General features: G+C 60.9%; 13 protein-coding genes. 10 read left to right on the top strand and 3 right to left on the bottom strand.

All coding sequences use genetic code 11. The features are described 5' to 3' along the window. Positions 1-1,535, bottom strand: a 1,535-nt coding sequence (locus JWR14_RS24190; RefSeq protein WP_299713136.1) for a Tex family protein, incomplete at its 3' end; no start/stop codon positions are given. 231 nt (positions 1,536-1,766) lie between these two features. Here JWR14_RS24190 and JWR14_RS24195 point away from each other — a divergent pair. From JWR14_RS24195 to JWR14_RS24205, 3 genes are all read left to right on the top strand, one after another. Next, entirely contained in the window at positions 1,767-2,774 is a 1,008-nt protein-coding gene (locus tag JWR14_RS24195; RefSeq protein ID WP_366144592.1) for a colicin transporter, read from the top strand. A 75-nt stretch (positions 2,775-2,849) separates the two neighbouring features. Next, positions 2,850-3,077, top strand: a complete 228-nt coding sequence (locus JWR14_RS24200) for a DUF465 domain-containing protein (protein ID WP_299713139.1) — start codon at positions 2,850-2,852, stop codon at positions 3,075-3,077. Between the two features lie 271 nt (positions 3,078-3,348). After that, complete coding sequence (locus tag JWR14_RS24205) at positions 3,349-5,517, top strand: ATP-dependent DNA helicase (protein WP_299713163.1); 2,169 nt, start codon at positions 3,349-3,351, stop codon at positions 5,515-5,517. Between the two features lie 135 nt (positions 5,518-5,652). Here the strand turns inward: JWR14_RS24205 and JWR14_RS24210 are convergent, their stop codons facing one another. Further along, a complete protein-coding gene (locus tag JWR14_RS24210; RefSeq protein ID WP_299713141.1) occupies positions 5,653-6,147 on the bottom strand; it encodes a hypothetical protein in 495 nt (164 codons plus the stop codon). 337 nt (positions 6,148-6,484) lie between these two features. Further along, positions 6,485-7,357 (bottom strand): outer membrane protein assembly factor BamD, encoded by an 873-nt coding sequence (locus JWR14_RS24215; RefSeq protein ID WP_299713165.1) that lies wholly within the window; start codon positions 7,355-7,357, stop codon positions 6,485-6,487. 57 nt (positions 7,358-7,414) lie between these two features. Between JWR14_RS24215 and JWR14_RS24220 the strand changes: the two genes are divergently transcribed. The 7 genes from JWR14_RS24220 to JWR14_RS24250 all read left to right on the top strand — a co-directional run bounded on the left by JWR14_RS24220 (position 7,415) and on the right by JWR14_RS24250 (position 16,477). Next, positions 7,415-8,662 carry an RluA family pseudouridine synthase gene (locus JWR14_RS24220; protein WP_299713144.1) on the top strand — a complete coding sequence of 416 codons (1,248 nt, stop codon included), beginning with the start codon at positions 7,415-7,417 and terminating at the stop codon, positions 8,660-8,662. A gap of 5 nt (positions 8,663-8,667) precedes the next feature. After that, positions 8,668-9,561 (top strand): peptidoglycan editing factor PgeF, encoded by an 894-nt coding sequence (pgeF, locus tag JWR14_RS24225; protein WP_299713147.1) that lies wholly within the window; start codon positions 8,668-8,670, stop codon positions 9,559-9,561. Between the two features lie 514 nt (positions 9,562-10,075). Further along, positions 10,076-11,935 carry a class I poly(R)-hydroxyalkanoic acid synthase gene (gene phaC, locus JWR14_RS24230; RefSeq protein WP_299713149.1) on the top strand — a complete coding sequence of 620 codons (1,860 nt, stop codon included), beginning with the start codon at positions 10,076-10,078 and terminating at the stop codon, positions 11,933-11,935. Between the two features lie 303 nt (positions 11,936-12,238). Beyond that, positions 12,239-13,420 (top strand): acetyl-CoA C-acetyltransferase, encoded by a 1,182-nt coding sequence (locus tag JWR14_RS24235; RefSeq protein ID WP_299713152.1) that lies wholly within the window; start codon positions 12,239-12,241, stop codon positions 13,418-13,420. Between the two features lie 91 nt (positions 13,421-13,511). Next, complete coding sequence (locus tag JWR14_RS24240) at positions 13,512-14,252, top strand: 3-ketoacyl-ACP reductase (RefSeq protein WP_122173720.1); 741 nt, start codon at positions 13,512-13,514, stop codon at positions 14,250-14,252. A 174-nt stretch (positions 14,253-14,426) separates the two neighbouring features. Continuing rightward, positions 14,427-15,047, top strand: a complete 621-nt coding sequence (gene phaR, locus JWR14_RS24245; protein WP_299713158.1) for a polyhydroxyalkanoate synthesis repressor PhaR — start codon at positions 14,427-14,429, stop codon at positions 15,045-15,047. Positions 15,048-15,403: 356 nt separating this feature from the next. Next, the gene (locus tag JWR14_RS24250; RefSeq protein ID WP_299713168.1) at positions 15,404-16,477 is read left to right on the top strand and encodes a tRNA-dihydrouridine synthase; all 1,074 of its coding nucleotides are present in this window, start codon (positions 15,404-15,406) and stop codon (positions 16,475-16,477) included. Positions 16,478-16,623: the final 146 nt, after the last annotated feature.

The raw sequence follows: 16,623 nt of genomic DNA on the forward strand, positions 1-16,623 counted from the left end.
GCGAGCAGCGCGACCGACGCGGTATTGGCATCCACGCCGACGGCGTTCACGCAATCCTCGACCACCGCATCGAGCGAGCGGGCGAGGTCGCGTTGATTGACGTCGTGCTGATATTGGCCCACGCCAATTGCTTTCGGATCGATCTTGACGAGTTCCGCGAGCGGATCCTGCAACCGCCGAGCGATGGATACAGCACCGCGCAATGTGACATCGAGGTCAGGAAATTCCTTCGATGCCAGTTCGGATGCCGAATAAATCGATGCTCCCGCCTCCGACACCACGATCTTCTGCAACTTCAATTCCGGATGTTTCGCGATCAATTCGCTCGCGAGCTTGTCGGTCTCGCGCGACGCCGTGCCATTGCCGATACTGATCAGCTCAGCCTGCGTCTGCGCGGCAATCCGCGCGAGCTTGGCGAGCGAGCCGTCCCAGTCGCGACGCGGTTCGTGCGGATAGATCACGTCGGTGGCGAGCAGCTTGCCGGTGCGATCGACCACGGCCACTTTAACGCCGGTACGCATGCCCGGATCGAGGCCGATCACGGCTTTCGGCCCTGCCGGAGCGGCAAGCAAAAGGTCCTTCAGATTGCGTGCAAATACGCGAATAGCCTCGGCTTCAGCTTCTTCGCGCAAATTCGTCAGCAAATCATTTTCGATATTCGGCTGAACCTTCACACGCCAGCACCAGCGGCACACGTCCGAGAGCCATTTATCGGCTGGCCGGCCCTGATTCGCGATGCCCACGTGACGCGCGATCATGGCTTCGCCTGGATGCGGCACTTGTGCATCGAGTTCTTCACCCAAGCCCAGCTTGACCATCAATACCCCGGCGTTGCGCCCCCGAAAAAGCGCGAGCGCCCGGTGCGACGGGACCGTACGGATGGTTTCCGAGTAGTCGTAGTAGTCGCGGAATTTCTCGCCTTCCTCGGTTTCTTTTCCTTCCACCACGGTCGAGATCACGCTGCCTTGCTTGAACAGGTAATCGCGAACCTTACCGAGAATTTCCGCCGTTTCGCCGAACTGCTCAGAGAGAATGTCGCGGGCGCCATCGAGTGCGGCCTTGATATCGGCGACGCCTTTTTCGGCGTCCACGTAACGCGCGGCTTCCGTTTGCGGATCGAGCGTCGGGTCGGCGAGGAGGGCATCCGCGAGCGGCTGCAGGCCGGCCTCACGGGCGATCTGTGCACGCGTGCGGCGCTTCGGCTTGTAGGGCAGGTACAGGTCTTCGAGCACCTGCTTGCTGTCGGCGCCTTCAATGGCTGCGCGAAGTTCGGGTGTGAGCTTGCCCTGTTCGTCGATGCTCTGGACAATCGTCGCGCGCCGGTCTTCCAGCTCGCGAAGATAGATGAGCCGTTCCTCGAGATTGCGCAATTGCGTGTCGTCGAGATTGCCCGTGACTTCCTTTCTATATCGGGCGATGAACGGAACGGTTGAGCCTTCATCGAGAAGCTGTACGGTGGCGGCGACTTGCCGCGGTTGCACATTCAACTCGGTGGCGATGCGCTGGACAATCTTGAGTGCTACGGTTTCCGTCATGGGGGTCTGCGTCAGCCTGCTGGCTCATCAAGGGCTTTTCGTACCGCGCATTTCACTCGCATTTCACTGTAAGCCGCGCGAACACGTTTGCCGGGTTGGTGAAGCGGGGCATTTTGCCATAAATGCCGGAGGGCTCCGGCGCTCGGTGATAGAATTTCGGCATCGTAGAAGCTGCTATTTCGCTTTCTTGCTACCTTGTCCGTCTCCTTGTCTATCACGCTGGCTATCACGTTGCCGACTTCCCGCCTTTCGCCCGCTTTGCCGACTGCTCCAGTCGATTCGTTCGCCTTGACCGGTCCGGCCGCATCGGGCGGTGTTGCCATTGTGCGGCAGGTCTTGCAGTTCGCCCGGTGTGTCGCGGCAATATTGATCGCGCTAGCCTGTGCGGGTGCCGGTACGGCCGTCATGGCGCAGACACCGAAGCCCATCAACCCGGGTACGTCGGTCACGCAAACGCCGCTCGGTGAAAGCGGCGCGCAAGACAGCGGGGCGCAAGACGCTGCAGCGCAAGCGGCATCGGGCGTGCCGGCAAGCCGGGCGGCGGGTCAGATCGAAGCAAGCGACGCCAGCGCAGCGCAAGCCACTGCCGATACCAATGCTTTCAGCGCGCGCCAGAAGGCATTGGACGTTCGCAGCGCGGAGAATAACTATGTCTACGGGGTCAAGCAGCATGACTGCTACAGCGATTTCTTCGTCAATCACTGCCTGGACAAAGCGCGCGACGCCAAGCGTGAAGTAGCCCAGCAAATTCGCAAGGAACAGTTGGCGCTCGACGACGAACAACGTCTGCAGCACGCGCAGCAGCGTGACCAGCAGACGGCGCTCAAACGCGCGCAGTACGCGTCCGAGGCGCCGCAACGCGCGGCGAGTGAGAAGGCGAGCCAGGAATCATTCGAAGAGAAGCAGCGCCAGAACGCGTTGTCGGCGGCGCAGCGAAATGCGGAAGCGCCTCAGCGTGCGCAGAATCAGGCCGATTACGACCGCAAGCAGGCGGATTACCAGAAGAAACTGGCCGATGCCGCCGCGCGTGGTGTGCAGGACGCGAAAGAACGCGAGGACAAGGCGGAACGCTTTTCGGCGAAGCAACGTGACGCTGCCGAGCATCAGGCGGAAGTCCAGTCCCGGCAGAAGGAAGCAGCCGCCAAGCAGCAACAGCGCGCACAGCAGGACGCGGCAGACCAGGCGCACCAGGCACAACTCAAGCAGCAACAGCAGCAACAACAGCAGCAACCGAAGTAAGTCGGGGCCGGACAGTAACCTCGGGCGACGCCGTCAGTGACGTTAAGCGGCGCGCCGCGACCAGTGGAGGCGAATATGCATGCATATCCTGCAGCAGCAGTCGACACGGGCACGATCCGTGAACGGATCGTGCAGCTGGAAGCGGAGCATCACGGCCTGGATAGTCTTATCGGCAAGATGGCTGAGGTTCCCGGCATCAACGACTTCGAGATCAGGCGCCTGAAGAAGCGCAAACTCAAAGTCAAGGACACCATCATCCTGCTGCAATTGCAGTTGGAACCGGACGCGCGCTTGAATCCTTGACGTACGAGTGATGCACACGTGACGTACAAATGACGTGTGCGTGATGCGTGCGCGTGATGCGTGCGCGGGCCGGAAAAACTTTTACGCCAGCCGCCCTAGGCGCTTCGTCGGCAAGGGTAGCCAAGCTGGCTTACTGACACGAGTCATAAGCCGGAACACAAGCAGGAATGTCCCTTTGAATTCGCCCGACAATGCCCTCACAGAGAACGCGGAATCCGTGCTGAAGCCGGCCGCGAAGGCGGGTGTCGTCGACACCACGCTTTCTCTCACGCTGGCACCGAAACGCCGCACTGAGCTCGACGCAATTTTCGCCGCCGAGGGTCTGTTGGCGCGGCAAATCGATGGTTATCGCTCGCGTGCTTCGCAAGTCGACATGGCCCGCGCAGTCGCGGCCGCCATGGAGGCGTCCGGGCGCGCCATGCCTGAACCCGCGATGTTCGACGCGCAACGCCGTCCCGCGCGCAAGCTCGGACCATCGGATGCGCCCGTCGTTCATGAAGAGGGAGGGGACGAGCTGGGTGTGGCGATGGCATCGACGGGAATCGATGGTGGCGAGAACACGCTGATCGTGGAAGCAGGGACGGGCACGGGCAAGACCTTCGCGTATCTCGTGCCGGCCATGCTGTGGGGCGGCAAGGTCATTGTCTCGACCGGCACGAAGCACTTGCAGGACCAGCTATTCCAGCGCGACATTCCCACCGTGCGCGATGCGCTCGCCGTGCCCGTCTCGGTCGCCATGCTCAAAGGGCGCGCGAATTACCTGTGTCACTACTACCTGCAGCGCACGGCTGACAATGGCCGTTTGCCGACGCGACAGGACACGTCGCATCTGCAGGAAATCATCCGTTTCGCCAAGATCACGCGTACCGGCGACAAAGCCGAACTCGCAAGCGTGCCCGAGAACTCGCCGGTCTGGCCGATGGTCACGTCCACGCGTGACAATTGCCTCGGCCAGGAATGCCCGCAGTACAAAGAGTGTTTCGTGATGCAAGCGCGGCGCGAGGCGCAGCAGGCGGATATCGTGGTAGTGAATCATCACCTGTTTTTCGCCGATGTCATGTTGCGCGACACCGGCATGGCCGAGTTGCTGCCAACGGCGAATACCATCATCTTCGACGAAGCGCATCAGTTGCCCGAAACCGCGACGTTGTTTTTCGGCGAGACGGTGTCCACCACGCAGTTTCTCGAATTGGCCCGCGACGCTGTTGCAGAAGGCTTAAGCCATGCGCGCGACTTCTCCGACTGGACGAAACTCGGCGCAGCGCTCGAACGTGCGGCGCGCGACGTAAGGCTGGCGTTCAAAGAAGATTCGGTGCGTATGTCGCTGGGTCAGCTTTCCGACGATCATCCGCTATTCGACGCGCTCGATACGCTCGAAGAGCATCTCGACGCACTCACCAAGGCGCTTGGCGAGCACGCTGAGCGGGCCGAGTCGCTGGGTGCGTTGCTGCGTCGTGCGCGCGAATTGCAGGGCTTGCTGGGTGGCTGGACCGCGCCGCCAACTTCTGTCGAAAAGGCTGTGGCCGAGGAAGCCGAAGCGGCGGCGAAAGCCGATCCAAACGAGATGGTGCGATGGATCGAAGTGTTCTCGCATACGGTGCAGTTACATGAGACGCCGCTTTCCGTTGCGCCGATTTTCTCGAAGCAGCGCGCCGGTGTTCCGCGTGCGTGGATCTTCACGTCGGCAACGTTGTCGGTGCGAGGGGATTTCACGCATTACGCCGCGCAAATGGGCCTGAACGCGCGTCGTTCGATGACGCTGCCCAGTCCCTTCGATTACCCGACGCAAGGCTTGTTGTACGTGCCGCGGAACCTGCCGCAACCGTCGTCGCCGAATTTCACCGACGCCGTGTTCGACGGCGCGCTGCCCGTGATCGAGGCATCGAAGGGCGGCGTGTTTTTCCTTTGCACGACGCTGCGTGCGGTCGACCGGATTGCGATGCGACTGCGTGACACGATCGAGCAACGCGGCTGGGACTACCCGCTGCTGGTGCAGGGCGATGCCAGCCGTACCGAGTTGCTCGACCGCTTCCGCTCTTACGGCAACGCGATCCTGGTGGGCAGTCAGAGCTTCTGGGAAGGGGTGGACGTGCGTGGCGACGCGCTGTCGCTGGTGGTTATCGACAAGCTGCCGTTTGCGCCGCCCGATGACCCGGTGTTGTCGGCGAGGCTGGATGCGTTGACCAAGAAGGGCTTGAGCCCGTTCGCCGTACATCAACTGCCGCAGGCGGTGATTACGCTGAAGCAGGGTGCGGGCCGGTTGATTCGTGCGGAAACTGATCGTGGCGTGCTGATGATCTGCGACACCCGTCTCGTCGAAAAACCCTACGGCCGGCGCATCTGGCAAAGTCTGCCGCCGTTCAAGCGTACGCGCGAACTGGAAGTGGTTCGCGCTTTCTTCTCCGATCCGGATACGGTGGCGGGTCAAGAAGACGAATGAGCGCGGCGTGTTAAGCGCCGCTAGCCCGTTGCACGCGTAGCCGTGCAACCGTGGCCAGTTTCTTCCCCTATGTGCGGCCTCGTGGACGCGACACCGGATCAGGCCGCGTTATCCGAAACACGACCCACTACTCGATCAGCCGCCGGGTGGTTGGGCCGGCACCGTCTGCCAACCTCCGGGACAGGCTTTGACGTAAGGGTAATATCCGTCGGGCTTTCTGCAGTAATACCAGGATGCCGCTTGCGGCGCGCCGTTGCCCCCACCCGTCATGTTCGCTTGTTGCCCCTGCTCCACATATTGCGTCGGCAAGGCGGCGTCGCCGACTGGCACGGGCGCATAAGGGTAGTAGCCAGGGTAGTAGCCAGGGTAGTACCCGGAGTAGTACGGGTATGGATATGGATATCCACCGACAAAACCCGGGCCAAGATAGACGCCAATTGACCCGCTGCAGCAACCGCCATGATAGTAACCGCCGCCGTGGTAGTAGCCGCCGCCGTGGTAATAGCCCCCGCCATGATAGCCACCGCCACCGCCACCGCCGTGATAGTAGCCCCCGGCCGTGGCTGCGCCGCTTGCGCCCAGGGCTGCCGCCAACACCAGCAAAAGCTGGCACGCTCTACGCCCGTTCATGATGATCACCTCGACTATTGGCACCGTTTTCAGATTTTGAATCGCTCAGCCGGATCTTGCACAAGGCAGACTGTCCCGAATCAGGACCGGCTATTCATAAGTGTATGAATTTCGCTGGGATTTTGCCTTTTTTGTTTAACTTGAGATGACGCGTGCTCTGTTGGCATCGGATGATGAAGCCTGGGCATCCCGTTCAGCAAGTGAAAACGATGTCCAAAAAAAAGCCGCGCTCAGAAATGAGCGCGGCTTTCTTACAAGGCTTGACTGAACCGCATGACGGCTTTTGCAACGTGTTTTCGTTGAAGCGGTCGGCGTTACATTCAGCGTGAAAAAACGCTTACCAGATTTGCCACCACGATTTGTTTTCCTTGCCCGGGCGCGACTTGCCGGTGACATACGGGCTGTCGGGGAACGTAGCAGCCAGCACGCGCTTTGTGTCGCCTTCCAGTTGCGGCTGGTCGAGCTTGCCGTACGACAGCATCATGATATGCAGTGCGTCTTCCGTTGCAGGTGCATTCCGGTATTCACGGATCGCCAGCTGCGCACGGTTGATTGCCGCGACATAAGCGCCACGCCGATAGTAATAATCCGCAGCGTGAACTTCGTGCGAAGCCAGCGCGTTCACAATGTAGCGCATGCGTTGAGCTGCATCGGGCGCATACTTGCTTTGCGGATATTTGTCGACCACGACCTTGAATGCATCGTACGATTCGCGCAGCGACACGGGGTCCCGCTCGCTCATGTCCTGGCCGGAGAAGCGGCCGAACAGACCGAGGTCGTCGTTGAAGTGGATCATGCCTTTCAGGTAATACGCGTAGGCGATGTCCGGGTGATCCGGATGCAACTTGATGAAGCGGTCGATGGCTGAATCTGCGGAGGCGGTTTCACCGTCTTTCCAGTCGCAGTAAGCCACATTGATCTGCGCTTGTTGCGCAAAATGACCGAACGGGTCGCGACCTTCAAGGTTCTCGAAATACTTCGCACATTTGCCGAAGTCGCCGCCCGTCAGCGCATCTTGCGCCTCCGAGTATAATTTGCCGTTATTCCACGTTGCCGTCTCGTCGGTTTTCTCGGGCAAACCATGACAGCCCGCGACAATGGCGGCACTCGCAGCCAGCGCCAAGACCTTGACAGACGAGTTCGACGAAAGCCGGACCAGTTGACGGACAGGGTTCAAAACGGTTCTCAAAGCTTGATTCACGGCTCGCATCAGTGCTTGCATTTTCTAGCTCATGCCTTTCTGGCTAATTCCCAGCTTTTCAGTCTAATGACCCGCTCAAGTACAAGTCGTACCAAAGATCGCAGCAAAGATTATAGCCCAAGCGCATCGGCCGACGACGCACGTCCGGACGATTTGACCGAACCGGCCGCTGCGCCGGACGCGCCAAGCGAAATTCACGGCAAACCCGTGCCCACCAACCTGCACGAGCGCCGCGCCGACGCTGAAACGCCGCGCACGATCCTCGTCCCCGACGAGTACGCCGGCGAGCGACTCGACAAGGTCATGGCGCGTCTATTCCCCGAGTTTTCACGCAGCCGCCTGCAGACCTGGATTGATGCGCAACGCGTAGTGGTGGACGGCGCGCCCGCGAAGATCCGGCAGCCGGTGCCATTGGGCGCGACCATTACGCTGATTCCTGATTTGCTGCCCGAACAGCTCGCGTTCACGCCGGAGCCGGTGCCGCTCGAGATCGTCTATGAAGACGACGCGCTCGTGGTCATCAACAAGCCCGCGGGCATGGTCGTGCATCCGGCCGCAGGCAACTGGAGCGGCACGCTGCTCAACGGCTTGCTGTACCGATACGGCGATGCCGCCGCTGGCTTGCCGCGTGCGGGTATCGTGCATCGGCTGGACAAGGAGACGTCAGGGCTGATGGTGGTTGCACGCACGCTCGAAGCGCAAACCATTCTGACGCGGCAGTTGCAAGCACGCACGGTGAAGCGCCGTTACGTTGCGCTGGTGTGGGGGACGATGCCCGATGAAGGCACCATCGACGCCCCGATTGGCCGCGATCCGCGCGACCGCACGCGCATGGCGGTGGTGGAGAGCGCATCGGGGAAATACGCCCGTACGCACTACCGCACCATCGACCGCGCGATGTGGAACAACCAGCCCGTGTCCGCGGTTCACTGCGATCTCGATACCGGCCGTACACACCAGATCCGCGTGCATTGCGCGCATATCCGTCACCCGTTGCTGGGTGATCCAATCTATGGCCACGCACGTGGCAAGCGATCGGTGCAGCCTCTGCCGGATGGGTTCAATCGCCAGGCGCTGCATGCGTGGCGGCTTGGGCTGATTCATCCGACCACGGGTCGCGACATCAGCTGGCGCGCGGACGTGCCGGACGATATTGAAGCACTCGCGGCAGAGTTGGGGCTGGGTCGCGACGAAGCGACGGATCTCGATCCGGAGGACGCAGATTTTATCGATGAGGACGATGGCGGCGTTCAGGCGCGCGGCGGCTGGGATGAGTCGCAGCCCATCGAATATGACGACGATGACGAGGAATAGCGCGAATGGCGACGTCATCCGAGGCTGATTTAGCGGCCAGCTTCACCGCCAAGTTTGCGGCTTACCCGCCGCTTCGCAACGACGATTGCCTCTGGCCCGATTGGTCCAGCGCTCATGACGTGGTTTCGCCGCGAGTGAGAGCACTCGCGACCACGCGCAACGGGGGTGTCAGCGCTGCGCCGTATGAAGGTGTGAATGGTAGTGGCGGCCTCAATCTCGGCCTGCATACGGGTGATGTGCCCGACGCCGTGATCGAAAACCGCCGGCGTGTGGTGGAACTTACTGGCGCTCCGGTTGCGTGGCTCGATCAAGTGCATGGGGCACAGATCGAGGATGCCGGTTCGGTGATCGACCGCTGCGCCGGTTCTCCTGCATCGGCGGTCAAGGCAGACGCCGCGGTGACGGACCGCGCGGGAGTCGTGTGTGTCGTGATGATCGCGGACTGCCTGCCGGTACTTTTCTGCGATGCAGCCGGCCGTGCCGTCGGCGCAGCGCACGCAGGCTGGCGTGGCCTTGCGGCTGGAATAGTGGAAAAGACGGCGGAGCGGGTCGCGCATCTCGCCGGCGCCCAGGCCAGCACGTTGCACGCATGGCTGGGTCCGGCGATTGGCCCGGCAGCGTTCGAAGTCGGTGAGGATGTGTTCGACGCGTTCGTCGCCGCAGCCGAGCCTGCATGGCGCGATGCGACCGTTGCCGCTTTCGCCAGGCGCGACGAGAAACACAAATATCTCGCTAATCTCTATGCACTCGCCCGTTTGCGCCTTCAACGCGCAGGCGTGCCGCCAGAGAATGTCCACGGCGGCACGTTTTGCACGACGACTGACGTGGACCGGTTCTATTCGTATCGACGGGACCGGATAACGGGGCGCATGGCCGCGATGATCTGGCTGGCAGAGTAAACCCCGGACCAGACCCGGGCACGTTCCGGCTCAAACACCTGTATGACCTGATGTGCGCCTACGCTGTTGGTGCACGCTTTTTGCTGCGCGACTAAAACGTGGCTGACCGTGACAGACGCGCCTTATGTTGCGCAACAATTCTTGACATTCATCAGCGCGTCACATCGGGAAAACGATGATGAAAAAAATATCGCACTGCGTCAAAATCAAGGCGACGCATTGACACGCCTTGCACCGTGGAGCAAGAATGTTTCACAAAAGCGCACGGCGTGGCAAGGTCACATCATCGCGGTCGGGCGTTTAGCGGCCCGGCACAACGATCACGACGACGCGGCTCCACGTCACGCCTGCATCAGCAACTCAGTCTCTCGGGACGCTTAGGTCAAACGCGGATATGGCTGCCTCCAGATCATCATCTTCATCGTCACCGGGTTCCTCACGTCCATCCGATGCCAAGGCAACGCCCGGCGCACCGGCTGCACCTTTTGGAATGCCCGCCGCAGATCCAGCGGCAGTGCAAAAGATGTTCGAGCAATGGCTCAACACATGGCGCGCGGTAGCCGACCCGGCCCAGTGGCAAAAGATTGCCGCCCAGGCGAATCCGGGACACGCGGAATCGCCTGGATCAGCATCGGCAAATCCGTTTGCTGCGCTGGGTGGTTTCCCGAGTTTTCCGGGGTTTGCGGGTTTTCCAGGCATGAGTGGCGGCAACAGCGCTAGTGGTAGTGCTCAATTGCCGTTCGCGATGCCTGCGATGCCGAATATTCCGACCGCCGCTATCGCGCCACAGCGCCTGCAGGAACTCCAGTCCAGTTTCTCGCGCGACGCCGCGGAACTCATCAAGCAGGCCACTGAGCAAAGCATCGACCTGGCGACGCTAAAAGACCGCCGCTTCAGCACACCTGCGTGGCAATCCGCGCCCGGTTTCGCATTCGCCGCTGCATGGTATGTGCTGAACGCGCGTTATCTGCAGGAGCTTGCCGAATCTGTCGAAGCCGATCACAAGACCCGTGAACGAATCAGGTTCGCCGTGCAGCAGTGGGCGGCAGCCGCATCGCCAAGCAATTACATTGCGTTGAATCCCGATGCGCAGAAGGCGCTGATCGAGAGCCGCGGCGAGAGTCTGCAAAAAGGCATGCTGAATCTGCTCGCCGACATGCAGCTCGGCAAGATCCAGCAAAGCGATGAATCGGGATTCGTGGTCGGCAAGAACATTGCGACCACGCAAGGCTCGGTCGTGTTCGAAAACGACCTGCTGCAACTGATCCAGTACACGCCGCGCACGGCGACCGTGAAAGAGCGGCCGCTTTTGATCGTGCCACCGTGCATCAACAAGTTCTATATCCTCGACCTGCAGCCGGAAGGCTCGCTCGTCGGCCATGCGCTTGACGCCGGCCATCAGGTTTTCATGATCTCGTGGCGTAATGCCGATGCATCGATCGCGCACAAGACCTGGGACAATTACATCGATGAAGGCGTGCTTACGCCTATCAATGTAGTCAAGCAGATCAGCGGCCGCGAGCAGATCAACACGCTCGGCTTCTGCGTCGGCGGTACGATGCTCGCAACCGCTCTGGCCGTGCTGGCCGCGCGTGGCGAACATCCCGTTGCCTCCATGACGTTGCTGACCGCCATGCTCGATTTTTCCGATACGGGCGTGCTCGATGTATTTATCGATGAACAGCATGTGCAGATGCGCGAGCAGACCATTGGCGGCAAGAATGGCAAACCGCCTGCGCTGATGCGCGGTGTCGAATTTGCCAACACGTTCTCGTATCTGCGCCCAAACGACCTGGTGTGGAACTACGTGGTGGACAACTACCTGAAGGGCCGTACGCCGCAGGCGTTCGACCTGCTTTACTGGAACAGCGATTCAACCAATCTGCCGGGCCCGATGTTCGTCTGGTATTTGCGTAACACGTATCTGGAGAATCGCCTGCGTAATCCGGGCGAACTGACTGCATGTGGTGAGCAGGTGGATTTGTCGAAGATCGATGTGCCGACGTTTTTGTACGGATCCCGCGAGGATCACATCGTGCCGTGGACGGCGGCATATGCCTCCGCACCTTTGCTGACCGGGCCGCAGACGTTCGTGCTCGGGGCATCGGGACACATTGCGGGCGTGATCAATCCGCCGTCGAAGAACAAGCGCAGTTTCTGGCTTCTCGATAACGCCGATAAAACCCTGCCCGACGACCCCGATGCATGGTTCGAAGGCGCGACTGAACATCCGGGTAGCTGGTGGCCGACGTGGACGCACTGGCTTGATGGTTACGGCGGCAAGAAAGTAAAGCCGAAGGCAAGCTTGGGGTCCGAGGATTTTCCGGCGATCGAGCCGGCGCCGGGACGTTATGTCCTGCAGCGGGACCAATGAGATTTTTGGGTGATCTGACCGGCTGAAACACGTTTCGTGACGGGCGGCGCAGGTCATGCGGATCGGACCCGATTGCATTTCAGGCGCGACGGCGCAACAGTATCCAACGCGTCGTTTTATTGCAGTTGCTGAAACCCGAAGTAACCTGAAGAAACAGTAACGCCAGCGCTGTTGAGAGCGTCGCCTGCACGGGTTGAACACGGCGCAGGCAAACAAGGGGCAAGCGCGAACACGCATCCAGCCGGCCACGCAGTCAGCCGGCTAAACCCGGGCTACCACTTTCGATTCTCAAAGGAAACTGAAATGACAGACGTAGTGATCGTATCGGCCGCACGGACGGCCGTCGGCAAATTCGGCGGGTCGCTGGCGAAAATCGCCGCACCCGATCTGGGCGCAATCGTGATTCGCGCGTTACTCGAGCGATCGAATCTCAAGCCCGAGCAAATCAGCGAAGTGATCCTCGGTCAGGTGCTCACGGCGGGATCCGGTCAGAATCCGGCGCGTCAATCGCTGATCAAGGCAGGTTTGCCCAGCTCGGTGCCGGGCATGACCATCAACAAGGTGTGCGGATCGGGCCTGAAGGCCGTGATGCTGGCGGCGAATGCGATTATCGCGGGCGACGCTGACATTGTGATTGCGGGCGGCCAGGAAAACATGAGCGCGGCGCCGCACGTGTTGCCGGGCTCACGCGACGGTTTCCGCATGGGCGACGTGAAGCTGATCGATTCGATGATCGTGGATGGCCTGTGGGACGCGTTCAACTCGATCCACATGGGCATCACGGCGGAAAACGTCGCGAAGGAATACGGCATTACGCGCGCGGCGCAGGACGAATTCGCGGCGCTGTCGCAGAACAAGGCGGAAGCGGCGCAGAAGTCGGGCCGTTTCAACGATGAAATCGTGCCCGTTGAAATTCCCCAGCGCAAAGGCGAGCCGCTGCGTTTTGCCACCGACGAATTCGTGCGTCATGGCGTGACGGCTGAATCGTTGTCCAGCCTGAAGCCGGCGTTCTCGAAGGAAGGCACCGTGACAGCGGCAAATGCCTCCGGTCTTAACGATGGCGCGGCGGGCGTGATCGTGATGTCGGCGAAAAAAGCCGAGGCGCTTGGCCTCACGCCGATCGCACGCATCAAGGCGTACGCGAACGCGGGCGTTGATCCGAAGGTGATGGGCATGGGTCCTGTGCCGGCATCGAAGCGTTGCCTGGAACGCGCAGGCTGGTCCGCGTCGGATCTCGACCTGATGGAAATCAACGAAGCATTTGCAGCACAGGCGCTGGCCGTGCATCAGCAAATGGGCTGGGACACGTCGAAGGTCAACGTGAACGGCGGGGCGATCGCGATCGGTCATCCGATTGGTGCGTCCGGTTGCCGGATTCTCGTTACGCTGCTGCACGAAATGCAGAAGCGCGATGCGAAGAAAGGACTGGCGTCGCTGTGTATCGGCGGCGGTATGGGCGTGGCGCTCGCGGTAGAGCGCCCGTAGGGAGACAGTGTGCGGTGAGCACCGCGCGCCGCGGTTCGGGTCGGCTGGCAAGCCCGGCTGCAGGCGCGCATAACGATAAACGGAGCGAGCAATGACGAAACGAGTAGCGTATGTGACGGGCGGCATGGGCGGCATTGGTACGAGTATCTGCCAGCGGCTGCATAAGGACGGCTACACGGTCGTCGCAGGTTGCGGGCCGAATTCACCGCGCCGGGTCAAATGGCTCGAAGAGCAAAAGGCGCTGGGTTACGAATTCATCGCCTCCGAAGGCAATGTGGGTGACTGGGAGTCGACCAAGAACGCTTTCGACAAGGTCAAGGCGGAAGTCGGCGAAGTCGATATCCTGGTGAACAACGCGGGCATCACGCGCGATGTCGTGTTCCGGAAGATGACGCACGAAGACTGGACCGCGGTCATCGATACCAACCTGACGAGTCTCTTCAACGTGACGAAGCAGGTGATCGACGGCATGGTCGAGCGTGGTTTTGGACGCGTGATCAATATTTCGTCGGTGAATGGTCAGAAAGGGCAGTTCGGCCAGACCAACTATTCCACCGCGAAGGCCGGTATTCACGGCTTTACGATGGCGCTGGCGCAGGAAGTGGCAACCAAAGGCGTGACGGTCAATACCATTTCGCCGGGGTACATCGGGACGGACATGGTGAAATCGATCCGCCCTGACGTGCTGGAGAAGATTGTCGCGACCATTCCGGTTCGCCGGCTTGGGCGGCCGGAGGAAATTGGTTCAATCGTGGCGTGGCTGGCTTCGGAGGAATCGGGCTTTTCGACGGGTGCCGACTTCTCGCTGAATGGCGGCTTGCACATGGGGTGAGGGTGTTTCACGCGGCGCGCCATCAGGTTGTGCGCGCCGCGCGTCCCGCGTCGGAGCGGGGCGTTGCAACTGGATGCCGGGTCACCGGCACCGACTACGAACCGGCGGCTTGCGTCGCTTTCAATCACGCGGAGTCCGTCGGCACAGTTTGAGTTTTGCGTTTAAAGGCGTTACATGACCACTACAAAGAAATCCGCCGAACGACTCATAAAAAAATATCCGAATCGCCGGCTCTACGATACCGAAACCAGTACCTACATCACGCTTTCCGACGTCAAACAGCTCGTGCTCGACCAGGAAGAGTTCAAGGTCATGGACGCCAAGTCCGCCGAGGATCTGACGCGCAGCATCCTGTTGCAGATCATTCTGGAAGAAGAAAGCGGTGGCTTGCCGATGTTTTCATCCGTCATGCTCTCGCAGATCATCCGTTTCTACGGCAACGCGATGCAGGGCATGATGGGCACGTATCTGGAAAAGAATATCCAGGCGTTCATCGACATCCAGCACAAGCTCACCGACCAGTCGAAGGGGTTGATCGACGGTAATGCTGTGCCGCTCAATCCTGAGGTCTGGTCGCAGTTCATGAACATGCAGGCGCCCATGATGCAGGGGATGATGACGAGCTATATCGAGCAGTCGAAGAACATGTTCGTGCAGATGCAGGAGCAGATGCAGACGCAGGCGAAGTCGATGTTCAATACGTTCCCGTTCCCGACGCCGGGTACGGCTGGGGCTGCAACCGGGACGCCGACTGCTGCTACGACTCCGCCGGATGGCACGCCGGAGAAGAAGTAGGCTGGGCTGGTGCGGCGGGTGGTTGGGTGGTCTGAAGGAGACTTGCGACGGCCTGGAAAGCCGCGCGGGTCAGGGCTGGGCGCGCGGCACCGTGTGGCATGTGAGCGAGCGTGACTAACGGTAGAATGTTGGGTTGCGGTGCAGCGCTCAAAGCGAATACATCGCCGGGTACCGCCTTTTCAAGCGCCTTTCGTCCCTGTTAGCGTCGTGCCCGTTCGGTGCTCAAACACCGCCCGGCACTCACATCCCCAGATCACAACATGTCCCGCATCACCACGCTCACCACTCCGAAAGTCGGCTTTGTCTCGCTCGGATAACCGTAAGTCTCGCAAACGCGGCTCATGCGTCGTTCTCGCATGAGCCGGCTATTTCTTGCGCCCATGGAAGGGCTTGCGGACTACGTACTGCGTGACGTGCTGACCTGCACAGGCGGATTCGACGGGTGTGTGTCCGAATTCGTCAGGGTGACGGGCTCAGTCCTTCCCCGAGGTGTCTACGAGAGAGATACGCCCGAAGTCCTCCACGGAGGCCGTACACCCAGCGGCGCTCCAATGGTGATCCAATTGCTCGGCAGCGATCCTGACTGGATGGCGCTGAATGCGGCTCAGGCGGCCAGTCTGTCGCCGCACGGAATCGATCTGAACTTCGGCTGCCCCGCCAAAATCGTCAACCGGCACGGCGGCGGCGCGATGCTTCTGGCGCACCCTGAACAGCTGAACCGGATCATATCGTCGGTTCGCGCAGCGGTGCCCGCGGGCATCGCCGTGACAGCAAAAATGCGGCTTGGCGTGTCCGATACTTCGCTCGCCATCGACTGTGCCACAGCGCTGGCAGAAGGCGGCGCTGCCTCCCTTGTCGTGCATGCCAGAACGCGTGACGATGCCTACCGGCCGCCGGCCCACTGGGAGTGGATCGCGCGTATCGACGACGCGGTAGACGTGCCGGTCGTGGCCAACGGAGAAGTCTGGACGGTGGCCGACTGGGAGCGATGCCGGGCAGTCAGCGGCTGCGCGGACGTGATGATCGGGCGCGGCGCCGTCTCGGATCCCTTCCTGGCCTTGCGTATCCGCGGATTGATAGACAGGACGCCTTCCAGCGAGGAATGGCCGGCCGTGCTGGGTCAACTCGCCGATTACCTGAGAAAACTGCAAGTCCGTGTCGCGTCCCGTCATGAACATGGACGCGTCAAAATGTGGCTCAGCTATCTCAAGCGGACCTGGGCGGAGGCTGCCGAGCTCCACGCAGCCATCCGGCGCCTGCATGATCCGCGCGAAATTCTTGAAGTGATCGAGCGCGCTCTGGCGGTTCGTGGCTTGATACACGATTTAATACCGGCACATCAACGCGCAACTCTCGGCCCGTTCGATCCGCTCGATCCACCAATGCCTTACCGCGCGGCCGGCCTCGACGTCGCTAGCGCGGTACAATAAACGGTTGCGTGCGCGGGACGTTGCCCGAGCGTGGTCCTTACGGACATCGGACCCCTTAGCCTTGCCGCACCGTCCCCATTTGTCGCCATCGTCACCGCTATACGCCGGACTCACCTATGTCGCAGACCATTTCCCCCGCCGTGCCG

The organism is Caballeronia sp., assembly GCF_028292365.1.
Lineage (GTDB): Bacteria > Pseudomonadota > Gammaproteobacteria > Burkholderiales > Burkholderiaceae > Caballeronia.

Excerpts from the sequence above, each read along its gene's own strand:
- JWR14_RS24200 (WP_299713139.1), top strand. The coding sequence starts at position 2,850 with ATGCATGCATATCCTGCAGCAGCAGTCGACACGGGCACGATCCGTGAA.
- JWR14_RS24210 (WP_299713141.1), bottom strand. The coding sequence starts at position 6,147 with ATGAACGGGCGTAGAGCGTGCCAGCTTTTGCTGGTGTTGGCGGCAGCC.
- JWR14_RS24215 (WP_299713165.1), bottom strand. The coding sequence starts at position 7,357 with ATGCGAGCCGTGAATCAAGCTTTGAGAACCGTTTTGAACCCTGTCCGT.
- JWR14_RS24220 (WP_299713144.1), top strand. The coding sequence starts at position 7,415 with ATGACCCGCTCAAGTACAAGTCGTACCAAAGATCGCAGCAAAGATTAT.
- pgeF (WP_299713147.1), top strand. The coding sequence starts at position 8,668 with ATGGCGACGTCATCCGAGGCTGATTTAGCGGCCAGCTTCACCGCCAAG.
- JWR14_RS24235 (WP_299713152.1), top strand. The coding sequence starts at position 12,239 with ATGACAGACGTAGTGATCGTATCGGCCGCACGGACGGCCGTCGGCAAA.
- JWR14_RS24240 (WP_122173720.1), top strand. The coding sequence starts at position 13,512 with ATGACGAAACGAGTAGCGTATGTGACGGGCGGCATGGGCGGCATTGGT.
- phaR (WP_299713158.1), top strand. The coding sequence starts at position 14,427 with ATGACCACTACAAAGAAATCCGCCGAACGACTCATAAAAAAATATCCG.
- JWR14_RS24250 (WP_299713168.1), top strand. The coding sequence starts at position 15,404 with ATGAGCCGGCTATTTCTTGCGCCCATGGAAGGGCTTGCGGACTACGTA.